This is a genomic window from Microbacterium paraoxydans (genome assembly GCF_020524545.1).
Classification (GTDB): Bacteria; Actinomycetota; Actinomycetes; order Actinomycetales; family Microbacteriaceae; genus Microbacterium; species Microbacterium paraoxydans_C.
Window position 1 is genome coordinate 540,511 of record NZ_JAIVLG010000002.1, and the last position, 17,383, is coordinate 557,893.

The window sequence follows — 17,383 nt, forward strand, 5'->3', positions numbered from 1 at the left end:
CGCATGCTGGACCACGCGTCCGCCAGGACGGACACCGTGGCGGTGTTTCTTCGGAAACGCCGCCACGGCAACCCCTGGCTGAGATTTCTCCTCCGCCGCACACTCCGGATGCTGGTGGCGATGTTCGTGATCATCGCGGTCGCGTTCTTCGTCCTCCGTGCATCCGGCGGTGACCCCGTTCGCGCCGCCCTCGGCGCGACGGCCGACGAGGCCGTGGTCCAGGCGCGGCGCGATCAGCTGGGCCTCAACGACCCGTTGCTCGTGCAGTTCTGGAATTACCTCACGGGCATCCTTCACGGTGACCTCGGCTCCTCGCTCATCACGGGCCGGTCGGTGTCGGAGCTCGTGCAGAACCGGTTGCCCGCCACCCTCGAGCTCGCCGGTATCTCGTTCGTGATCGTGCTGCTGGTGGCCGTGCCCGTGGGGCTGGGCATCGCGATCCTCACGCAGGGCAACCGGCGTCGCGGCGTCGAGGTGTCGTTCACGGGCATCACCGGTCTCATCGCCGCAATCCCCGAGTACCTGCTCGGGGTCGCACTCGTCGTGATCTTCGCCGTCACGCTGCACTGGTTCCCCGTCGCCGGTCGAACCGGGCCCGCGTCGTACGTGCTCCCGGTGCTGGCGATGACGGTCGCGTCGTGGGCATCGCTGTCTCGCATCGCCCGTGTCGAAGCGCTCAACACGCTTTCGGATGACTACGTGCGCACGGCGAGGTCGAAGCGCATCCCGGCCTCCTGGGTCTACTTTCGCCACGCCCTGCCCAACATGCTTACCGCGACGCTGACCATCGGCGGCACGCTGCTGTCCACGATGGTCGCATCGAGCGTGCTGGTCGAGAAGGTGTTCAACTGGCCCGGCCTCGGCTCCGCCTTCGTCGATGCCATCGCCACGAAGGACTACGGCATCGTGCAGGGCCTCGCTCTCGTCTACGCGGCGATCATCCTCGTCATCACGCTCGCGGTCGACATCGTGCTGTCGCTGCTCGACCGGCGGACCACTCTTCTGGAGACGACCTGATGCGCTCGATCCTGACCTTCCTGCGCAATCCGCTCGGCGCCATCAGCGCCGTGATGGTGCTCGTGCTGCTGTTCCTCGCGCTGTTCGCTCCGGAGATCTGGGGGGCGCAGGCGTCGCAGACCGATACGTCGGCGCTCCTGCAGGGGCCCAGCGATGCGCACCCGCTCGGCACGGACGGCCTGGGCCGCGACCTTCTGCTCCGCACCCTCGTCGCGACCCGTCTCTCGCTCGGCATGGCATTGATCGCCACCGTGATCGGTCTCGTGTTCGGGCTGCTGCTCGGCGCCCTGCCCTCGGTGCTCGGCCCCCGCGTGCAACGCGTGTTCAGCTCGATCATCAGCACCTGGCTGGCCTTCCCGGTTCTCCTGGTGGCGATGCTGACCGTGATCCTGCTCGGGCCCAGCTCGTCGTCCGCCGTCATCGCGCTGGGGCTGACGATGGTGCCGTCGTTCGCTCGCCTCGCCCAGACGCTCTCCTCCCGTGTCGGCGGCTCGGAGTATCTTGCCGCCGCTCGGATGATGGGGGTCTCGCGCGGGCGCCAGTTCACGCGATACGTCCTGCCGAACATCGCCGAACCCATCATCGTCAACGTCACCCTTTCGATCGGTGGCGGACTGCTCGCGCTGTCGAGCCTGAGCTTCCTCGGCGTGGGCGTGCAGCCGCCGGACTACGACTGGGGTCGCATGCTCAGCGAGGCGTTCGATCAGGTGTACACCAACCCGACTGCGGTCGTCGGACCCGGTGTCGCCGTGGTGTTCGCGGGTGTCGCCTTCGGCACATTGGGGGAGTCGTTGGCGGCGCACTTGCGCAGCCACGGCAAGGGGAGTGCGCTCTCTCGCCGCAAGCTGGGGTCGGCGCCGCGCGTCGAGCCCCGCGAGCGCAGGGATCACGACGATTCCCTGCTCGTGGTCGACGGTCTGTCGGTCTCGTTCCCGTCGCCGACCGGATGGGTGCGTCCTGTGCAGGATGTGTCGTTCTCGGTCGCTCCGGGGGAGATCGTCGGGGTGGTCGGCGAATCGGGCAGTGGGAAGTCCGTCGCGCTGATGGCGGTCGCGCAGTTGTCCGCTGCGGGAGCCGCCGTCACCGCGCAGCAGCTGCGTTTCGACGGCGACGACGTACTCGACCTGCCGCCGGCCGTGGCGAAGAAGCGACTCGGCACGAAGATCGGCGTCGTGTTCCAGGACTCGCTCACTGCCCTCAACCCCGCGCTGCGCGTCGGTACGCAGCTCGCGGAGATCCCTCGCTTCCACGCCAAGGATGCGCGGCGCAGCGCGCACGACAAGGCCGTCGCGGCGCTCAAGGACGTCGCGATCGATGAACCTGAGCGGCGCGCACGGCAATTCCCGCACGAGTACTCCGGCGGAATGCGACAGCGCGCGCTCATCGCGATGTCGCAGATCGGGAAGCCGCGCCTCATCATCGCCGACGAGCCCACGACGGCACTCGACGTCACGGTCCAGCGGCGTGTGCTCGCCCTGCTGCGTCGGGAGTGCGAGGAGACGGGAGCCGCAGCGATCGTCGTCTCCCACGATATCGCCGTGCTCGCCGAGCTCTGCCAGCGCATCCTCGTGATGTACGCCGGCCGGATCGTCGAGGATGTCGATGTGCGGCTGCTCGCCACACCCGAGAAGCTCGCGCACCCGTACACGCGAGCGCTCGCGGAGTCGCTACCCGACCTCGACACCGACCGCACAGAGCCGCTGGCGACGATTCCCGGTGAACCGCCCGACCTCTCGCTGCCCTTGGTGGGCTGCGGCTTCGCCCCCCGCTGCCCGTTCGCGACCGAGCACTGCCGAGCTGTCACGCCGGAGCCGGTCGCCCACGGTCACGGCGGCCGGGTCGCGTGCTGGCATCCGCAGGACGGTGTCCCGATCGAGGGCATCCTCGGGGAGCCGGTCGTGCTCTCCGCAACGCAGAGCACGCAGGAGGTGCGCTGATGGCCGAACTCGTCGTCGACGAGCTCGTCGTGACCTTCGGGCACGGAGACTCATCGTTCAACGCGGTGGACGGCGTCTCCCTCACGGTTCCGCACGGCAGCATCGTGGGGCTCGTGGGCGAGTCGGGATCGGGGAAGTCGACCATCGCGCGCGTGATCGCCGGGTTGCAGCCTGCGACCGCCGGCCGTCTGCTGCTCGACGGGGAGGAACTCCGTCCTGCGGTCGGACGGCAGCGTCTCGCCCGTGCGCGTGACGTCCAGATGATCTTCCAGGACCCGTATTCGTCGCTCAATCCGCGCATGACCATCGGCGCCACGCTCGATGAGGCGCTGGCCCTGCACGGTACGGGGTCGGCACGCGACCGTGCGGCAGGGGTGAAGGAGCTCCTGAGCCTCGTCCGGCTCAAGCCCGGCACGGTGGAGCAATACCCCGCACAGCTGTCGGGCGGCATGCGGCAGCGCGTCGCGATCGCGCGGTGCCTGGCGGTGAAGCCGCGGCTGATCATCGCCGATGAGATCACCTCGGCACTCGACGCCTCGGTGCAGGGCGCAGTATTGAACCTGGTGCGCGACCTGCAGCGGGAACTGGAGCTCTCCGTGCTGTTCATCACGCACAACCTCGCGGCGGTTCGCTACATCGCCGACACGACGGCCGTGATGCGCAAGGGGCGAATCGTGGAGCACGGGGACGCGGATGCGATCGTCTCGAATCCGCAGCACGCGTACACCCAGGCGCTCGTGGGCGCGATCCCGCGCATCCAGAACGCCGGTACCGACCATCTCCTGCACACGATCGGAGCCTGATGACCCTGCTGCACCCGACGACGAGTCTGCTCGACGACGCGCGCGCCCTGCTCCCAGGGCTCGTCGAGCTGCGCCGAGCGATCCACGCCGATCCCGAGCTCGGACTCGAGTTGCCGCGAACGCAGCGACGCGTGCTCGACGCCATCGAGCCGCTGGGCGTGGAACTCGTGCTCGGGGAGGGGTTGAGCTCGATCGCCGCCGTGATCCGTGGCGCCCACCCCGGCCCGACCGTGCTGCTGCGCGCCGACATGGACGCTCTGCCCCTCGCTGAGGAGACCGGTCTCGACTATGCCGCGACGGGGGAGCGGATGCACGCGTGCGGCCACGACCTGCACGTCGCAGGGCTCGTCGGCGCCGCACAACTCCTGGCCGCGCGCAGAGACGAGCTGCACGGCGATGTGCTGCTGATGTTCCAGCCCGGCGAGGAGCTCGGCGACGGCGCGAAGCGGATGCTCGCGGAGGGGCTGCTGGATGCGACCGGCTCCCGACCGGTCGCGGCGTTCGGCATCCACGTCGTCCCCGGTGAGTTCGGGGTGTTCTCCACCCGGCCCGGCGCCCTGATGGCGGGCGCGATCGAGGTGGAGGTCACGGTGGCAGGCGCGGGCGGGCATGCCTCGGCGCCGCATCTGACGCGCGACCCGGTCCCGGTGGCCGCCGAGCTCGTCACGGCGCTGCAGGCGTTCGTCACACGACGTTTCGACGTGTTCGACCCGGTGGTGCTCAGCGTGACGCAGCTGCATGCCGGCGGGCCCGCACGCAACATCATCTCCGACACCGCGACCCTGGTCGCGTCGGTCCGCGTGCTCTCGCACGACAACAGCGCCCGCGTGCAGGCCGAGATCCCCGCTCTGGTGCGGCAGATCGCCGAGGCGCACGGGTGCACGGCCGACGTCGACGTGACGTTGCTGTGCGCGCCGACCGTGAACGACCCCCAGGCGGTCGAGCACGTGCGCGCGACGCTCGTCGGTCTCTTCGGCGAGGAGAGGATCTGGGAGACCGAACACCCCGTGATGGGCTCGGAGGACTTCTCCTACGTTCTCGAGCAGGTGCCGGGCGCGTTCCTGTTCCTGCGGGCCACACCCGTCGACCTCGATCTCGAGAACGCGTCGCCGAACCACTCGCCGACGGTCGTCTTCGACGACGCGGTGCTGGCAGATCAGGCCGCAGCCCTCGCCGCCTTCGCACTCGGTCGGCTCGGGGCCTGATCCGAGGTCGGCCGCCCGCGGGTGCGGCGGCCGGCCTCAGGAGTTCAAGAACGTCCTCAGGTCGGCGTTCAGCTGCGCCGCGACCTCGGGGTCGCTGTACATCATGTGGCCTGCGCGGTAGGTGTGCGACGTGGTGCGCTCGCGCGGCAGGTCGAAGTGCCGCAGCAGGTGGTCCGCCGCACCGACGGTCGTGAGGGCGTCGTAGACACCGGTACCGATGAACAGCCGCGCCCGTGGGTTCTGCTTCATCCACCGAGACAGGCGCGCAGGGTACGGGTAGGTGTGGAAGGGCGACGGCTGCCCGTAGGTGGGGAACGCGGCACCGCCCTGCTCCTCCCAGTCCCATTCGCGTCCGGCGTCGGGGTCGACGAACCTGTAGGGCTCATCCGAGGCGTGCGCGAACATCTCGCGCATCACCTGCGCGAGCCCGGTGACGTAGCGTGGCGACAGAGCGACGTCGGCGGGGTCGGCGTCGAGCTCGCCGATGCGGCGGTCCGCCGCGGCTGCGCGGTACCGGCTGTCGGTGACGCCGAGCACCTGCCCTGTGAGCAGCCGCGCACGGAAGTCGCTCTTGCTGATCCACAGCCGGTCGCGGACGAGTTCGTCCGCCGGGATACCGATCATCGCGGAGAGTCGCGCGGCGACCGCGGCGCGTTCGGCGGCGGGCAATTGGTCGCCTTGCAGCATGGCCACGGCGAGGTCACCGTGCGCGTAGTCCAGCGCCGCCGCGATCGCGTCCTCGACACAGGAGTGCTCGCGCGATCCGACGCCGTGGTACCAGGCGACCGCCGCCTTGTAGGGGAGATTGGCGAGCGCGCCGACGATGCTCCCGGGACGATCCTGTGTCTCCTGGATGTTCACGGCCTGCCCCAGCAGGGCGATGCCGCTGAGCGGCGCGGTGTCCATGCCGTGCGGGTTCGTCGCCAGGAACGCTGCACGCAGCGTTCCGTAGCTCTCGCCGAGGAAGAACGTCGAAGCGTCCCAACGACCGTGTCGGTCCCGCCAGGCGCCGATGGCGGTGGCGATGGCGTCCGCATCGTCCTCCACGGTGCGGAAGGCGGAGCGGTCGGCGCCTTCCGCAACAGTGCCGAAGCCGGTACCGGGGGCGTCGAGGAACACGAGATCCGCGACGTCGAGGATCGTCGACGGACTCTCCTCGATGCCGTACGGCGGCAGCCCGTCGTCATCCAGGTCGACGGGGATCCGCACCCGCCACGGTCCGATACCGCTCAGATGCAGGTACATCGAGGAGACGCCAGGGCCGCCGTTCGTGAGGAAGAGCACGGGACGGTCGGGAGCATCGACCGTGTAGCTGAACGCCGACAGCGTGCCCTGCGCGGTGCCGGCGGACCGGCGAAGTGGCAGCTCTTCGAGTCGGGCCGTGTACTCGAGGGCTCCGATGCGGCCGGTGGCCTCCCCGGTCGGCATCAGCGCGTTGTCGCGTCGCGGTAGAAGTCGTCGAGGTCGCTCTTCATGCGCACGACCGCCGCCTCGTCGACGAACGTCATGTGACCGGACTCGTAGAACGTGAAGCGGATGTTCTCGCGCAGTGAGGGGGCCAGGTAGAGGTGGGCCACGTCGACCTCCGGCCCGAAGAACGGCGTCGCGAGGTCGTAGTAGCCGCCCATCACGAAGACCTGCAGGTTGGGGTTGCGGCGCACGGCGGCGGAGAGGTCGAGCGAGACGTCGGGTACGAGCTGCGGCGCGTCGATCCCCGGTGCCTTGTGCTTCCAGTCCCAGGCCCGCGAGATGGGCATGTTGTGCAGGTGTCGGTAGTGGAGCTCGCTGGTGTAGCCGATGTCGTCGACGAGGTGCATGCGGTAGGTCGACAGGTGTGCGCTGTTGACGCCGGCCGTCGCGGCGTCGTCGGTCGCGGGGTCGTGGGATCCGCCGCCGACGACGTACTGGTGCTCCGCCGTGAAGCGGGTGTCGAAGCGGCCGATCACGCGCCCTTCGTCCGCGAGCAGCGCGTAGCGATACTGCTCCATGCCGATGCGGAAGTGGTTCTTCTTCAGCAGATCGGCGTCGAGCCCGACGAGCGCGCTCATGCGCTCGGCGATCGCGTCTTCCTCATCGGACGGCAGCTGGTCTCCGCGCAGCAGGGCGGCGGCGAACGGGCCCTGGGCGAACTCGCGTGCCTCGGCGAGGAAGGGCTCGAGTGCGGCATGTTCCGTGCGGGCCTTGCCGTGGTACCAGGCCGTGGCGGCGAACGAGGGCAGCAGATTGATGTACTCGCGCGGGCCGCCGAGGTTGCTCTCCCCCCAGTTCAGCACGGTCGACAGCAGTATCACACCGTTGAAGTCGAGCCCCTGGTTCTGCAGCCGGTGCACCAGCGAGGCCGCGCGCGTCGTGCCGTACGACTCACCGAAGAGGAAGCGCGGGGCGTTCCAGTTGTTCGTGATCGTGAGCCAGCGGGTGATCGCCTTGGCGAACGCGTCGACGTCCTGGTCGACGCCCCACACCTGGGCGGGCGGGGTGTCGCCCAGCAGGCGCGAGTACCCCGTGCCTGGGGCGTCGATGAACACGAGATCGGACTCGGAGAGCAGCGTGTGCGGGTTGTCGCCCGATACGTAGGGCGCAGGCGGCGTCGCGCTCGGCGTGTTCGTGGGGGTGCGCTTGACGCCGAAGCCGCCGATGTTGAGCCAGAGGCTGGCGGAGCCAGGGCCGCCGTTGAACAGGAAAGTCACCGGCCGAGGAGAAGCGCCCTCCTCGCGATCGGCGACGTATGACGTGTAGAACATGCTGGCGAGCGGGGTGTGACCGTCGTCGCGCACGACGACGGTTCCCGCCCCGGCCGTGTAATCGATGGTGCGTCCGCCGACCGTGATGCGGTGGCGGCGTGAGGTGAACGTCTCGGTCGTCGCGGTGTCGTCGGCGGGGGTCTGCTCGGTCACGGGGCTCCCTCGGATGAGTTCAATGAGTGAATTGAATATATCTTAATCACTCACCTGCATGCCGCGCGAGGAAGCTGTACACCTCGTTGTCGTCCACACCAGGGAATGCGCCGCGGGGGAGCGGCGAGAACATGTGCGTGTGCACGCGTGCGCTCGGCCAGGCCCGCCCGCTCCAGCGCTCGCTCAGCTCGGGCGACGGGCGACGACAGCACGACTCATCCGGGCAGGTGGAGGCCGCGCGGTCGTTCGTCTCCCGTCCGCGCCACCATCGGGCATCGTCGAACGGCACTCCGACGGTCACCGAGAACTCGCCGTCGGTCGAGGACCCGGTCTGGGTCGAACACCAGAACGTGCCGGAGGGCGTGTCGGTGTACTGGTGGTGCTCCACCGTGCGGTTCTGCTGGGTGAACGCCGCGCGCGCCTGGAACTTGCGGCATACCCGCTGCCCTTCCACCGCGCCGGTCACATCCATCGGCAGCGGCAGATCGTCGTTCTCGTACACCCGGGTGATGGCCCCCGTCGAATCGACGCGCAGGAAGTGCAGCGACATCCCGAGGTGCTGCGTCAACAGATTGGTCATCCGCATGCCGGCCGCCTCGTGGGTCACGCCGAAACCGTCGCGGAAGTCCTCGACGGCGAGGTTGCGGTCCTTCTTCGCCTGCTGCAGGAAGGCGACGGCGGCGGTCTCTGGCATCAGGCAGCAGGCGGCGAAGTAGTTGATCTCCAGGCGCTGCTGGAGGAAATCCGCGTAATCGGTCGGCGGCGTGTGCCCGAGCAGTCGGTGCGCCATCGCCTGCAGTGCCATCGAGCGCAGACCGTGGCCGCCGGGGATGGAAGCCGGCGGCAGGTAGATGCGTCCGTTCTCGAGATCCGTGACCGAGCGCGTCGAGTGAGGGAGGTCGTTGGCGTAGATCAGCTCGAACCCGAGCTTCTCGGCCATGATGCTCACGGTGCGGTGGGTGAGCGCGCCCTGCACGTGACCGGCCGCCTTGAGGTGCTTCTCGGCGAGCTTCTCGATCTCGGGGAGGTAGTTGTTCTGCGCGCGCATCCGCAGCCGTAGCTCGGTGTTCGCGCGACGCGCCTCCTCCGGGGTCGCGATCGCCTCGCGCTCACGACGCTCCAGCTCCCGGTGCAGGCCGAGGACCGACTCGATCGTCTCATCGCTCATGCCCTTTGTCACCCGTACGGGCGCGACGCCGAGCTGACGGAAGACGGGGCTCTCCTGCGCGCGCTCGAGCTCGATCTCGAGGGCGGCACGGCGGTTCGGCGGCTCGCCGGAGATCAGGTCGGTGACCTCGGTGCTCGTGGCCTGCGCGATCGCCTGAAGGAGGGACAGCTTGGGCTCGCGCTTGCCGTTCTCGATCAGGCTCAGCTGCGAGCCGGCGACGCCGACGAGCGCGCCGAGCTCGTCGAGCGTGAAGCCGTTCTCCAGCCGGTGGTGGCGGATGCGATGGCCGAGAGTCGTGAGGTGGATGCCAGAGGACGCCATTCCTTGAGTCTAGCGAAAGAATCACGATTCTTACCGTTCGATTCGCCCGAAAGTTGCGTCTGAATCAGAAGATGATGGATGCAACGCCCATACTTCGAAGGAGCAGATGTCATGGCCATCGCCGAAGTCTTCACCCCCCGCACGTCTCCCGTCGCCGCGACGCGTACGTTCGGTGCGGCCCCGACGTATGACACTCCTGCCATGGCCGAGCTGGCAGCCTGGGTCGAGGAGATCCGCGAACTCACCCAGCCAGACGCCGTGCACTGGGTCGATGGCTCGCGCGCCGAGAACGACCGCCTCCTGCGCGACCTCGTCGACGAGGGCAAGCTGATCAAGCTCAACCCCGAATGGCGTCCCGGCTCCTACCTCGCGCGCTCGCACCCCAGCGACGTCGCCCGTACCGAGGGACGCACCTTCATCGCCTCCGAGCACGAGGAGGATGCGGGCCCCACGAACAACTGGGCCGACCCGGTCGAGATGCACGCGAAGATGACCGAGATCTTCGAGGGATCGATGCGCGGGCGCACGATGTACGTCGTGCCGTTCTCGCTGGGACGCGTCGGGGGACCCCTCTCGCACATCGGCGTCCAGATCACCGACAGCGCCTACGCCGTCGCCTCGATCGGCATCATGACCCGCGTCGGCGACGCCGTGACCCGTCAGATCGCCGAGGGCGCCCCGTGGGTCAAGACGGTGCACTCGGTCGGCGCGCCCCTCGCTCCCGGTGAGCAGGACGTCGAATGGCCGTGCAACGACGACAAGTACATCGTCCACTTCCCGGAGACGCTCGAGGTCTACTCCTACGGCTCGGGCTACGGCGGCAACGCGATCCTGGCCAAGAAGTGCTTCGCCCTCCGCATCGCCTCGGTCATCGCCCGCGATGAGGGATGGCTCGCCGAGCACATGCTGCTGATCCGCGTGATCGATCCGCAGGGCAAGGCCTACCACGTCGCTGCCGCGTTCCCCTCCGCGTGCGGCAAGACGAACCTCGCCATGCTGCGGCCCACCATCCCCGGGTGGCGGGTCGAGACCCTCGGCGACGACATCGCCTGGATCCGTCCGGGAGAAGACGGCCGCATGTGGGCGATCAACCCCGAGGCCGGCTTCTTCGGGGTCGCGCCAGGCACCGGTGAGTCGACCAACGTCACGGCCGTCGAGACGCTGTGGGGAAACACGATCTTCACCAACGTCGCGCTCCGCCCCGATGGGGATGTGTGGTGGGAGGGGCTCACCGACGCGCCGCCCGCGAACCTGATCGACTGGGAGGGCAACGACTGGACGCCCGAATCCGGTCGCCCCGCAGCGCACCCCAACTCCCGCTTCACGGTGTCGGCGGCGCAGTGCCCGCAGATCTCCGAGGACTGGGAACAGGCCGTCCCGCTGGACGTCATCCTGTTCGGCGGACGTCGGGCGAGCAACGTGCCGCTCGTGGTCGAAGCCACCGATTGGACGCACGGCGTCTTCCTCGGCTCGAACATCTCGTCGGAGCGCACCGCCGCCGCGGAGGGCACGGTCGGGGAGCTGCGGCGCGACCCCTTCGCGATGCTCCCGTTCTGCGGCTACAACATGGCCGACTACTTCGGGCACTGGCTGAAGGTCGGCCGCGGCCTGCGCTTCGACCGCGCGCCGCGCATCTTCCAGGTGAACTGGTTCCGTCGCGGGGAGGACGGCCGCTTCCTGTGGCCCGGGTTCGGCGACAACTCCCGCGTCGTGGACTGGATCATCCGCCGCATCGCGGGTGACGTCCCGGCGGTCGACAGCCCGATCGGACGCCTCCCGCGCGTGGAGGACCTCAACCTCGACGGCCTCGACATCCCGGATGCAGACCTCGAGGAACTGTTCTCCGTCGACGCTGAGGCCTGGAAGACCGAGGCCGACCTGACGGAGGCGTTCTACGACACCTTCGGCGACAAGGTCCCCGCGGCGCTCCGCGCCGAGCTGGCCTCGCTGCGCTACCGCCTCGACAAGGCGTAGCCCCAGACCGGTGCCGGTTCGGGGGAGCCGGCACCCTCAGGGCCTCGTGCCCTGCAGACCCGCGAAGGCGGGACATCAGAGACGAACCCATGGCTGAGTGGTCTCCGACGTCCCGCCTTCGTGTTGACACCCCTCCTGCGCGCCGACACCCCTCCTGCGCGCCGACACCCCTCCCGATCGTCGCCAACAAGCGGGGGCGTGGACGGTGGGCGGGGGCGTGGATGCCGGACGGGGACAGAGACCGGATGGGGACGAGGTGTCCGTCAGGCGAGAAGCTGGTGTCGGGCGAGGTCGCGGTAGAGAGGCGTCGATTCCACGAGCTCCGCATGCGTCCCCTGGCCGACAACCACACCGTCTTGCAGCACCACGATGAGGTCGCTGTCCACCACCGTCGACAGGCGGTGCGCGATCACGATGAGAGTGCGGTCCGTGGACACGGCGTCGATGGCCTCGCGCATCCGCTGCTCGTTCACGCCGTCGAGCGATGACGTCGACTCGTCGAGCAACAGGATCGGGGCGTCCGTGAGCAGTGCGCGGGCGATCGCGAGGCGCTGACGCTCGCCACCCGACAGCATCACGCCGTCCTCGCCCACGGGTGCCTCGATACCGAGTGGATTGCGCTCGAGCACATCGCCCAGGTTCACGGCGCGCAGTACGCGTTCGCAGTCGGCGTCGGTCGCTTCGGGGGATGCGAGTCGCAGGTTCTCCGCGAGCGTGCCCGCGAGCGTCGGTGCGTCCTGCTCGACGTAGCCGAAGTGGGCGCGCAGCTCGTCTCGCGGGTAGGTGCGAGCGTCGTGGCCGTGCACGCGGATCGACCCCCCGGTCGGATCGTAGAAGCGCTCGATCAGCGACAGGATCGTGCTCTTGCCGGCGCCGCTGGGGCCGACCAAGGCGACGCGGGAGCCGTGGGGTACGGCGAACGACACCCCGCGGAGCACTTCGTGGTCCTGCGGAGCAGCAGCGGTGTCTTCAGCGGATTCCAGGTGCGCATCCGCGAGCAGAGACCGTGCCTCCTTCGCGGCAGCCTGCCGGGCGGCGACGACGTTCGCCGGGTAGTGGAAGCGCACGTCGCGGAACTCGATCGCCGGTGCATCCGGTGCTGCGGCCGCGTGGGGCAGTGACGCGGCGATCTTCTCGTCGTCCTGCGACTCGGTGGGCAGATCGAGCACTTCCTGGATGCGGCCGAGTGCACCGAGGGCCTGGTTCACCGAGGTGATCGCCCCGAAGGTGGTCGCCAGCGGCATCACGAGCAGGAAGAGGAACATGATGAACGAGATCAGCGAGGCGATCGTGATGGCGCCGGCGGCGACGCGGAACCCGCCAACGCCGAGGACCACCAGGAGTGACAGCTGCAGAGCGATGCCGGAGACCGGGACGACGAGCGAGGAGATCTTGGCGATGCGCACGCCGATGCCGTAGGTCTCGGAGGCGAGCTTCGTCACGGTCTCCGCTTCGCGTTCCGTCGCGCCCGAAGCCCGGATGGTGCGGATCGAGCCGATCGCCCTCTCCACGCCGGACGCCAGCTCACCGACCTTCATCTGCTGCGCGGTCGAGGCCGTGCGAATCCGGCCGCTCAGCAGCACGACGACCGTCACCGACAGGCCGATCACGAGGACGATCATCAGCAGCAGCACGGGGTCGATCACGAGCATCGCGATCAGGGCGCCCAGGAACAGGACGGCGCTGCCGACGGCGTCTGCGAGTCCCTGAGTGAGGACGGCGTAGAGCAGAGTCGTGTCGGTGCCCACGCGCGAGACGAGATCGCCTGTGCGGCGGGCGTCGAACTCCGACGTCGGCAGATGCAGGATGCGTGCGATGAGCTTGCGGCGGCTCGAGTACACGACCGCCGTCCCCGTGCGCTGCAGCAGATAGTGCTGGAAGCCGGAGATGATCGACGACACGATCACGAAGCCGACCAGCAGCCATACGAGGATCCCGATCCCGGTGTCGGACTGTACCGCTTCGATGACCTGGCCCACGAGCAGAGGTTGCACGAGCGAGGTCGCCGCACCGACGACGCTGAGCACCGCGACCACGATCAGTGTGCGCTTGTGCTCGAACAGGAAGGGGAGGAGCTGGCGGAAGGTGGCGCGCGGGCCTTCAGTGCGCGCGCCACGTCCGCGGCGGCGTGCTGTCGCCGAACCGGACATGCGGGACCTCTATCTGGAGATGGTACTTCGACCGTACTTCGTGCGTGGGGGAATCCTATGGAGGGGCTGTATGTGGATCAGGTGCGCCCGAATCTCCGATGCGCGGCCTGCTTGCTCACGCCGAGAGCGCTGGCGATCGCCTGCCACGAGTACCCGAGGTTCCGCGCGCGGCGCACGTTCGCCTCCTCGGCGCGGGCTATCTCCGTGCGCAGCTCGGCGAGTCTGTGCAGGGCGGCCAGGGGCTCGCTTCCGTCGTCCTGCGCGATCGCGGTCGGCGTTGTCATGATGACCTCCTGCGTCAATGATCATTGACGAGCCGGCGATTGTCAATCTCTGTTGACGTGTCAGACTGTGCAGATGCTGTCCGCACCCCGCCTCATCCCGGGAGACCGCGTCGCGATTCTCTCACCCTCCTTCGCGGCACCCGCGGTCGCACCGGACCTGCACGCGCAGGCGATGCGTCGGCTCGAGGAGCTCACAGGGCTGATCCCGGTCGAGTACCCGACCACACGCGAGCTCGGAGCAAGCGCGCAGGCGCGCGCCGCGGACGTGAATGCGGCATTCGCCGACCCGACCATCCGCGCGGTCCTCGCCACGATCGGCGGAGACGACCAGCTGCTCGTCGTCCCGCACCTCGACCCGGCACTGCCGGTGGCCGACCCGAAGCCGTTCGTCGGGTACAGCGACAACACCAACATCCACAACTGGCTCTGGGGACTCGGGGTGCAGAGCTACTACGGCGGATCGACCGCCGTGCACCTCGGGCCGGGGCCGCACCTCGACGACATCCACCTGCGTTCGTTGCGCGCCCTGCTCCTGGCCGGGGGCGTGCTCGAGATCACCGAGCCCGGGGAGTCGGAAGACGTCGGGCGACGGTGGCACGACCCTCGCGCGCTCGTGGAGTTCGGCGACCGCGTCCCGACGGAACCGTGGACCTGGTCAGGGCCTGCGTCGCGAGTCGAAGGCGTGACCTGGGGCGGCTGTCTCGAGGTCATCGACGGCCTCGCCTTCGCCGGCCGCTTGCCGCGCGCAGCAGACCTCGAGGGAGCCGTGCTGCTGCTCGAGACCAGCGAGGAGCGTCCGTCCTCAGGCTGGGTGGCCCGGTGGCTGCGGGGGCTGGGGGAGCGCGGCATCCTCGCGGCCGTCGCGGCGGTGGTCGTCGCCCGCCCGCCCGTGAGCGACTTCGAGTTCCACCCGTCTCCCGCGGAGGCGGCTGCGCTCCGTGCGGCGCAGCGGGACGCGGTGATCGGCGTCGTGAGCCACTACAACCCCGAAGCCGTCGTCTGCGTCGGCCCGCCGTTCGGGCATACCCGCCCGCAGTGGATCCTGCCCTACGGCGGGACGGTGATCGTGGACGGCGCTGCGCGCACGATCACCGCCGCGTACTGATCAGAGTTCGACGGCGGCGGCGACGCCGAGGTCGCCGTCGTAGTCGTGGTCCTTCGTCTCCGGGCTCAGGATCAGGGCGATGAACGTCAGCACGCCCATGGCAGACAGGTACAGACCCACCAGCCACGGGGCGCCGTCGCCGAGCGCCCACAGCCACAGCGCGATCAGCGGGGCCAGTGCGGCGCCGAGGATGGACGAGACGTTGTACGCGATCGCCGAACCCGTGTAGCGCACGTTGGTCGGGAAGAGCTCCGGCAGCAGGGCGCCCATCGGTCCGAAGGTCGCCCCCATCAGCAGGAACCCGAACACGAGGAAGGCCTGGGCGAGCGCACCGGTGAACTTCGGGTCGACGGCGGGAAGCAGGAAGGTGTTGAAGGTGAAGCCGAAGACGATGATCGCCCCGGTCACCCACAGCAGCAGCTTCCGGCGCCCCACAGCGTCGGCGATCGGGCCGGACAGCAGTGTGAAGATGCCGAAGAACACCACGCCGATGATCTGCATCAGCACGAAGTCGGTGTACCCGAAGCCCAGCCCCGGATAGAACTGCGCCGCGAACGCGGTCGGGTCGAAGGGTGCGCCGGTCGCCTCCGCTGCCGCCTTCGCCGCGGCCGAGGCGGTCTCCAGCGACGCGGGCTTGGTGCCGTACGCGAGCGTGAAGTTCGTCATCAGGTAGAAGAGCACATACGTCGCCAGCATGATGAACGTGCCGAGGATGAGCTGCTTCCAGTGGTGACGGAACACGGTCGCGAGCGGCAGCTTGCGGATCGCGCCCTTCGTCTCGGCCTTCTTGAACGTGTCGGACTCGACGAGCTTGAGTCGCACCCACAGGCCGATGATGACCATGACCGCGGAGAACAGGAACGGGATCCGCCAGCCCCACGCCAGGAAAGCCTCGGACTTCAGGGCCGGGTTCTCGGAGTGCGGCAGCAGCCAGTTGATCGTGAGGAAGAGGAAGTTGGCGATGATGAAGCCGAGCGGTGCGCCCAGCTGCGGGAAGGTTCCGTACCAGGCGCGCTTGCCCTTCGGGGCGTTCTCCGTTGCCACCAGCGCCGCGCCGGACCACTCGCCGCCGAGTGCGAAGCCCTGCGCGAGGCGCAGGATCAGCAGCAGGAGCGCCGCCCACCACCCGATCTGCTGGAACGTCGGCAGCAGGCCGATCGCGAAGGTCGCGATCCCCATCGTCAGCAGCGATGCCACCAGGGTGGCCTTGCGGCCGAACTTGTCGCCGAAGTGTCCGAAGACCACCGCGCCGATCGGGCGGGCGACCATCGCCGCGCCGAACACCGCGAACGAGGACAGGAGCGAGGTGGTGTCGTTGCCCGTGGGAAAGAACAGCACCGGGAAGACGAGCACAGCTGCCGTGGCATACGCGTAGAAGTCGTAGAACTCGATCGTGGTGCCGACCAGGCTCGCGGTGATGACGCGCGAGCGTGGATTCGCGGGCGCAGTGGCAGTACTCATGAAGCTCCTCCGATCAGGCCCCGCGCAGCGAGGACCCGGGCGATTTTACGCCTTCCTGAGTATTCCCTGTACGTACCGTGACGCTTCGAGTCGCGCAAATGGCGCCAGATCCTCCCCGGATGCAGCCAGATGCGCGATTCGAAGGCTGTACCTCCGTGTCGCCACCCGCTGCACGGGCCTCAACTCGCGCCGAGACGTGCCGAGAGTTCACGTGCGGCGCGGGAGACGAGATCCCCAAGCGCATCGAGGCGGGGCCCGATGCGGACCTTCGGTGCGCTCACGTTCACTGCAGCGACGATCCGGCCCGTGAAGTCGACGATGGGAGCCGAGGCTGCGACGACGCCGAATTCGAGCTCCTCATCGGACAGCGCGTACCCCCGCTCGCGAATCCGTGCGAGCTCGGCATGCAGGCTGTCGAGGTCGGCCACCGGCGAGTTGCCAGGAGGAGGCGTATCGAGCACGGGGAAGCCTGAGGGATCCGCTTGATCGAAACGCCCGACGAGCGGCTGGTCCTGGCCGTGGTCGTCGTACCAGCGCGCGAGCGATTCGTCGTCCCAGTCGCTCAACAGCGCGCGGCCGGAGGGGGTGCGCCACGCGGCTGTCGTCGTGCCGGCCCACCCCGTCGTGCGCACGTCGTGCGGGCTCAGCTCGCTGAGCAGGGTCAGAACGTTGCCCCCTCGCAAGACGCAGAGATGGCTTGTCTCGCGCGTCGATTGCACGAGGCGGCGGAGGATGCTGCGCGACGCATGCACGAGCGTTGAGGTGGCGGTGTGCGCGGCGAGAGCGTACAGCCGTGGACCGAGTAGATACCGCAGCGTCTCTTCATCACGCTCCACGAGTCCCGTCTCGGCGAGCGTCGCGAGCGTCCGCGACACGACGGCTTTGTCGCGTCCGGTCGCGTGGGCGACCTGCGAGACGCCGAGTCCGCCGGCTCGCAGGGCGTCGTCGCCGCCAAGGAGCTCGAGGATCTCTATATCGCGTCCGAGGCCGGAGGTGTTGCGCCGGGGGCGCGAAGAAGTCGTCGTGGTCACGCCAGCGAGTCTAGACCATGATGTTGCCATAGT

At 68.8% G+C, this 17,383-nt stretch carries 13 protein-coding genes; 6 read left to right on the plus strand and 7 right to left on the minus strand.

Annotated features, from left to right (window positions below):
• Positions 1-3 precede the first annotated feature (3 nt).
• Genes LC041_RS07185 through LC041_RS07200 form a run of 4 tightly spaced genes read left to right on the plus strand, consistent with a single transcriptional unit; the run spans position 4 to position 4,962 of the window.
• Positions 4-1,017, plus strand: coding sequence for an ABC transporter permease (locus tag LC041_RS07185; protein ID WP_226532418.1), 1,014 nt, complete (start codon positions 4-6; stop codon positions 1,015-1,017).
• A complete protein-coding gene (locus LC041_RS07190) occupies positions 1,017-2,954 on the plus strand; it encodes a dipeptide/oligopeptide/nickel ABC transporter permease/ATP-binding protein (protein WP_226532419.1) in 1,938 nt (645 codons plus the stop codon). The genes LC041_RS07185 and LC041_RS07190 overlap by 1 nt, the downstream gene beginning before the upstream one ends.
• Entirely contained in the window at positions 2,954-3,757 is an 804-nt protein-coding gene (locus LC041_RS07195; protein ID WP_226532420.1) for an ABC transporter ATP-binding protein, read from the plus strand. The genes LC041_RS07190 and LC041_RS07195 overlap by 1 nt, the downstream gene beginning before the upstream one ends.
• Positions 3,757-4,962 (plus strand): M20 metallopeptidase family protein, encoded by a 1,206-nt coding sequence (locus LC041_RS07200; RefSeq protein WP_226532421.1) that lies wholly within the window; start codon positions 3,757-3,759, stop codon positions 4,960-4,962. Before LC041_RS07195 ends, LC041_RS07200 begins: the two co-directional genes overlap by 1 nt.
• A 36-nt stretch (positions 4,963-4,998) precedes the next feature.
• On the opposite strand, the gene LC041_RS07205 is transcribed toward LC041_RS07200, so the two are convergent.
• Genes LC041_RS07205 through LC041_RS07215 form a run of 3 tightly spaced genes read right to left on the minus strand, consistent with a single transcriptional unit; the run spans position 4,999 to position 9,345 of the window.
• Positions 4,999-6,390, minus strand: a complete 1,392-nt coding sequence (locus LC041_RS07205) for a S10 family serine carboxypeptidase-like protein (protein ID WP_226532422.1) — start codon at positions 6,388-6,390, stop codon at positions 4,999-5,001.
• The gene (locus tag LC041_RS07210) at positions 6,390-7,856 is read right to left on the minus strand and encodes a S10 family peptidase (RefSeq protein ID WP_226532423.1); all 1,467 of its coding nucleotides are present in this window, start codon (positions 7,854-7,856) and stop codon (positions 6,390-6,392) included. The genes LC041_RS07205 and LC041_RS07210 overlap by 1 nt, the downstream gene beginning before the upstream one ends.
• 46 nt (positions 7,857-7,902) lie before the next feature.
• A complete protein-coding gene (locus LC041_RS07215) occupies positions 7,903-9,345 on the minus strand; it encodes a helix-turn-helix transcriptional regulator (RefSeq protein ID WP_226532424.1) in 1,443 nt (480 codons plus the stop codon).
• A 111-nt stretch (positions 9,346-9,456) separates the two neighbouring features.
• On the opposite strand from LC041_RS07215, the gene LC041_RS07220 reads away from it, so the two are divergent.
• Entirely contained in the window at positions 9,457-11,319 is a 1,863-nt protein-coding gene (locus LC041_RS07220; protein WP_226532425.1) for a phosphoenolpyruvate carboxykinase (GTP), read from the plus strand.
• 263 nt (positions 11,320-11,582) lie between these two features.
• Here the strand turns inward: LC041_RS07220 and LC041_RS07225 are convergent, their stop codons facing one another.
• Complete coding sequence (locus LC041_RS07225; RefSeq protein ID WP_226532426.1) at positions 11,583-13,469, minus strand: ABC transporter ATP-binding protein; 1,887 nt, start codon at positions 13,467-13,469, stop codon at positions 11,583-11,585.
• 77 nt (positions 13,470-13,546) lie between these two features.
• Positions 13,547-13,753, minus strand: a complete 207-nt coding sequence (locus LC041_RS07230) for an AsnC family protein (RefSeq protein ID WP_226532427.1) — start codon at positions 13,751-13,753, stop codon at positions 13,547-13,549.
• A gap of 73 nt (positions 13,754-13,826) precedes the next feature.
• Here LC041_RS07230 and LC041_RS07235 point away from each other — a divergent pair, with 73 nt between their 5' ends.
• Positions 13,827-14,858 (plus strand): LD-carboxypeptidase, encoded by a 1,032-nt coding sequence (locus tag LC041_RS07235; RefSeq protein WP_226532428.1) that lies wholly within the window; start codon positions 13,827-13,829, stop codon positions 14,856-14,858.
• Here the strand turns inward: LC041_RS07235 and LC041_RS07240 are convergent, their stop codons facing one another.
• Positions 14,859-16,319, minus strand: coding sequence for an MFS transporter (locus tag LC041_RS07240; protein ID WP_226532429.1), 1,461 nt, complete (start codon positions 16,317-16,319; stop codon positions 14,859-14,861). It lies immediately after the preceding gene.
• A 179-nt stretch (positions 16,320-16,498) separates the two neighbouring features.
• Positions 16,499-17,350 (minus strand): IclR family transcriptional regulator, encoded by an 852-nt coding sequence (locus LC041_RS07245; RefSeq protein ID WP_226532430.1) that lies wholly within the window; start codon positions 17,348-17,350, stop codon positions 16,499-16,501.
• Between the last annotated feature and the right edge of the window lie 33 nt (positions 17,351-17,383).

Coding starts and splice junctions, on each gene's coding strand:
- LC041_RS07205 (WP_226532422.1), bottom strand. CDS start 6,390: ATGCCGACCGGGGAGGCCACCGGCCGCATCGGAGCCCTCGAGTACACG.
- LC041_RS07240 (WP_226532429.1), bottom strand. CDS start 16,319: ATGAGTACTGCCACTGCGCCCGCGAATCCACGCTCGCGCGTCATCACC.
- LC041_RS07230 (WP_226532427.1), bottom strand. CDS start 13,753: ATGACAACGCCGACCGCGATCGCGCAGGACGACGGAAGCGAGCCCCTG.
- LC041_RS07235 (WP_226532428.1), top strand. CDS start 13,827: ATGCTGTCCGCACCCCGCCTCATCCCGGGAGACCGCGTCGCGATTCTC.
- LC041_RS07200 (WP_226532421.1), top strand. CDS start 3,757: ATGACCCTGCTGCACCCGACGACGAGTCTGCTCGACGACGCGCGCGCC.
- LC041_RS07195 (WP_226532420.1), top strand. CDS start 2,954: ATGGCCGAACTCGTCGTCGACGAGCTCGTCGTGACCTTCGGGCACGGA.
- LC041_RS07220 (WP_226532425.1), top strand. CDS start 9,457: ATGGCCATCGCCGAAGTCTTCACCCCCCGCACGTCTCCCGTCGCCGCG.
- LC041_RS07215 (WP_226532424.1), bottom strand. CDS start 9,345: ATGGCGTCCTCTGGCATCCACCTCACGACTCTCGGCCATCGCATCCGC.
- LC041_RS07225 (WP_226532426.1), bottom strand. CDS start 13,469: ATGTCCGGTTCGGCGACAGCACGCCGCCGCGGACGTGGCGCGCGCACT.
- LC041_RS07190 (WP_226532419.1), top strand. CDS start 1,017: ATGCGCTCGATCCTGACCTTCCTGCGCAATCCGCTCGGCGCCATCAGC.
- LC041_RS07185 (WP_226532418.1), top strand. CDS start 4: ATGCTGGACCACGCGTCCGCCAGGACGGACACCGTGGCGGTGTTTCTT.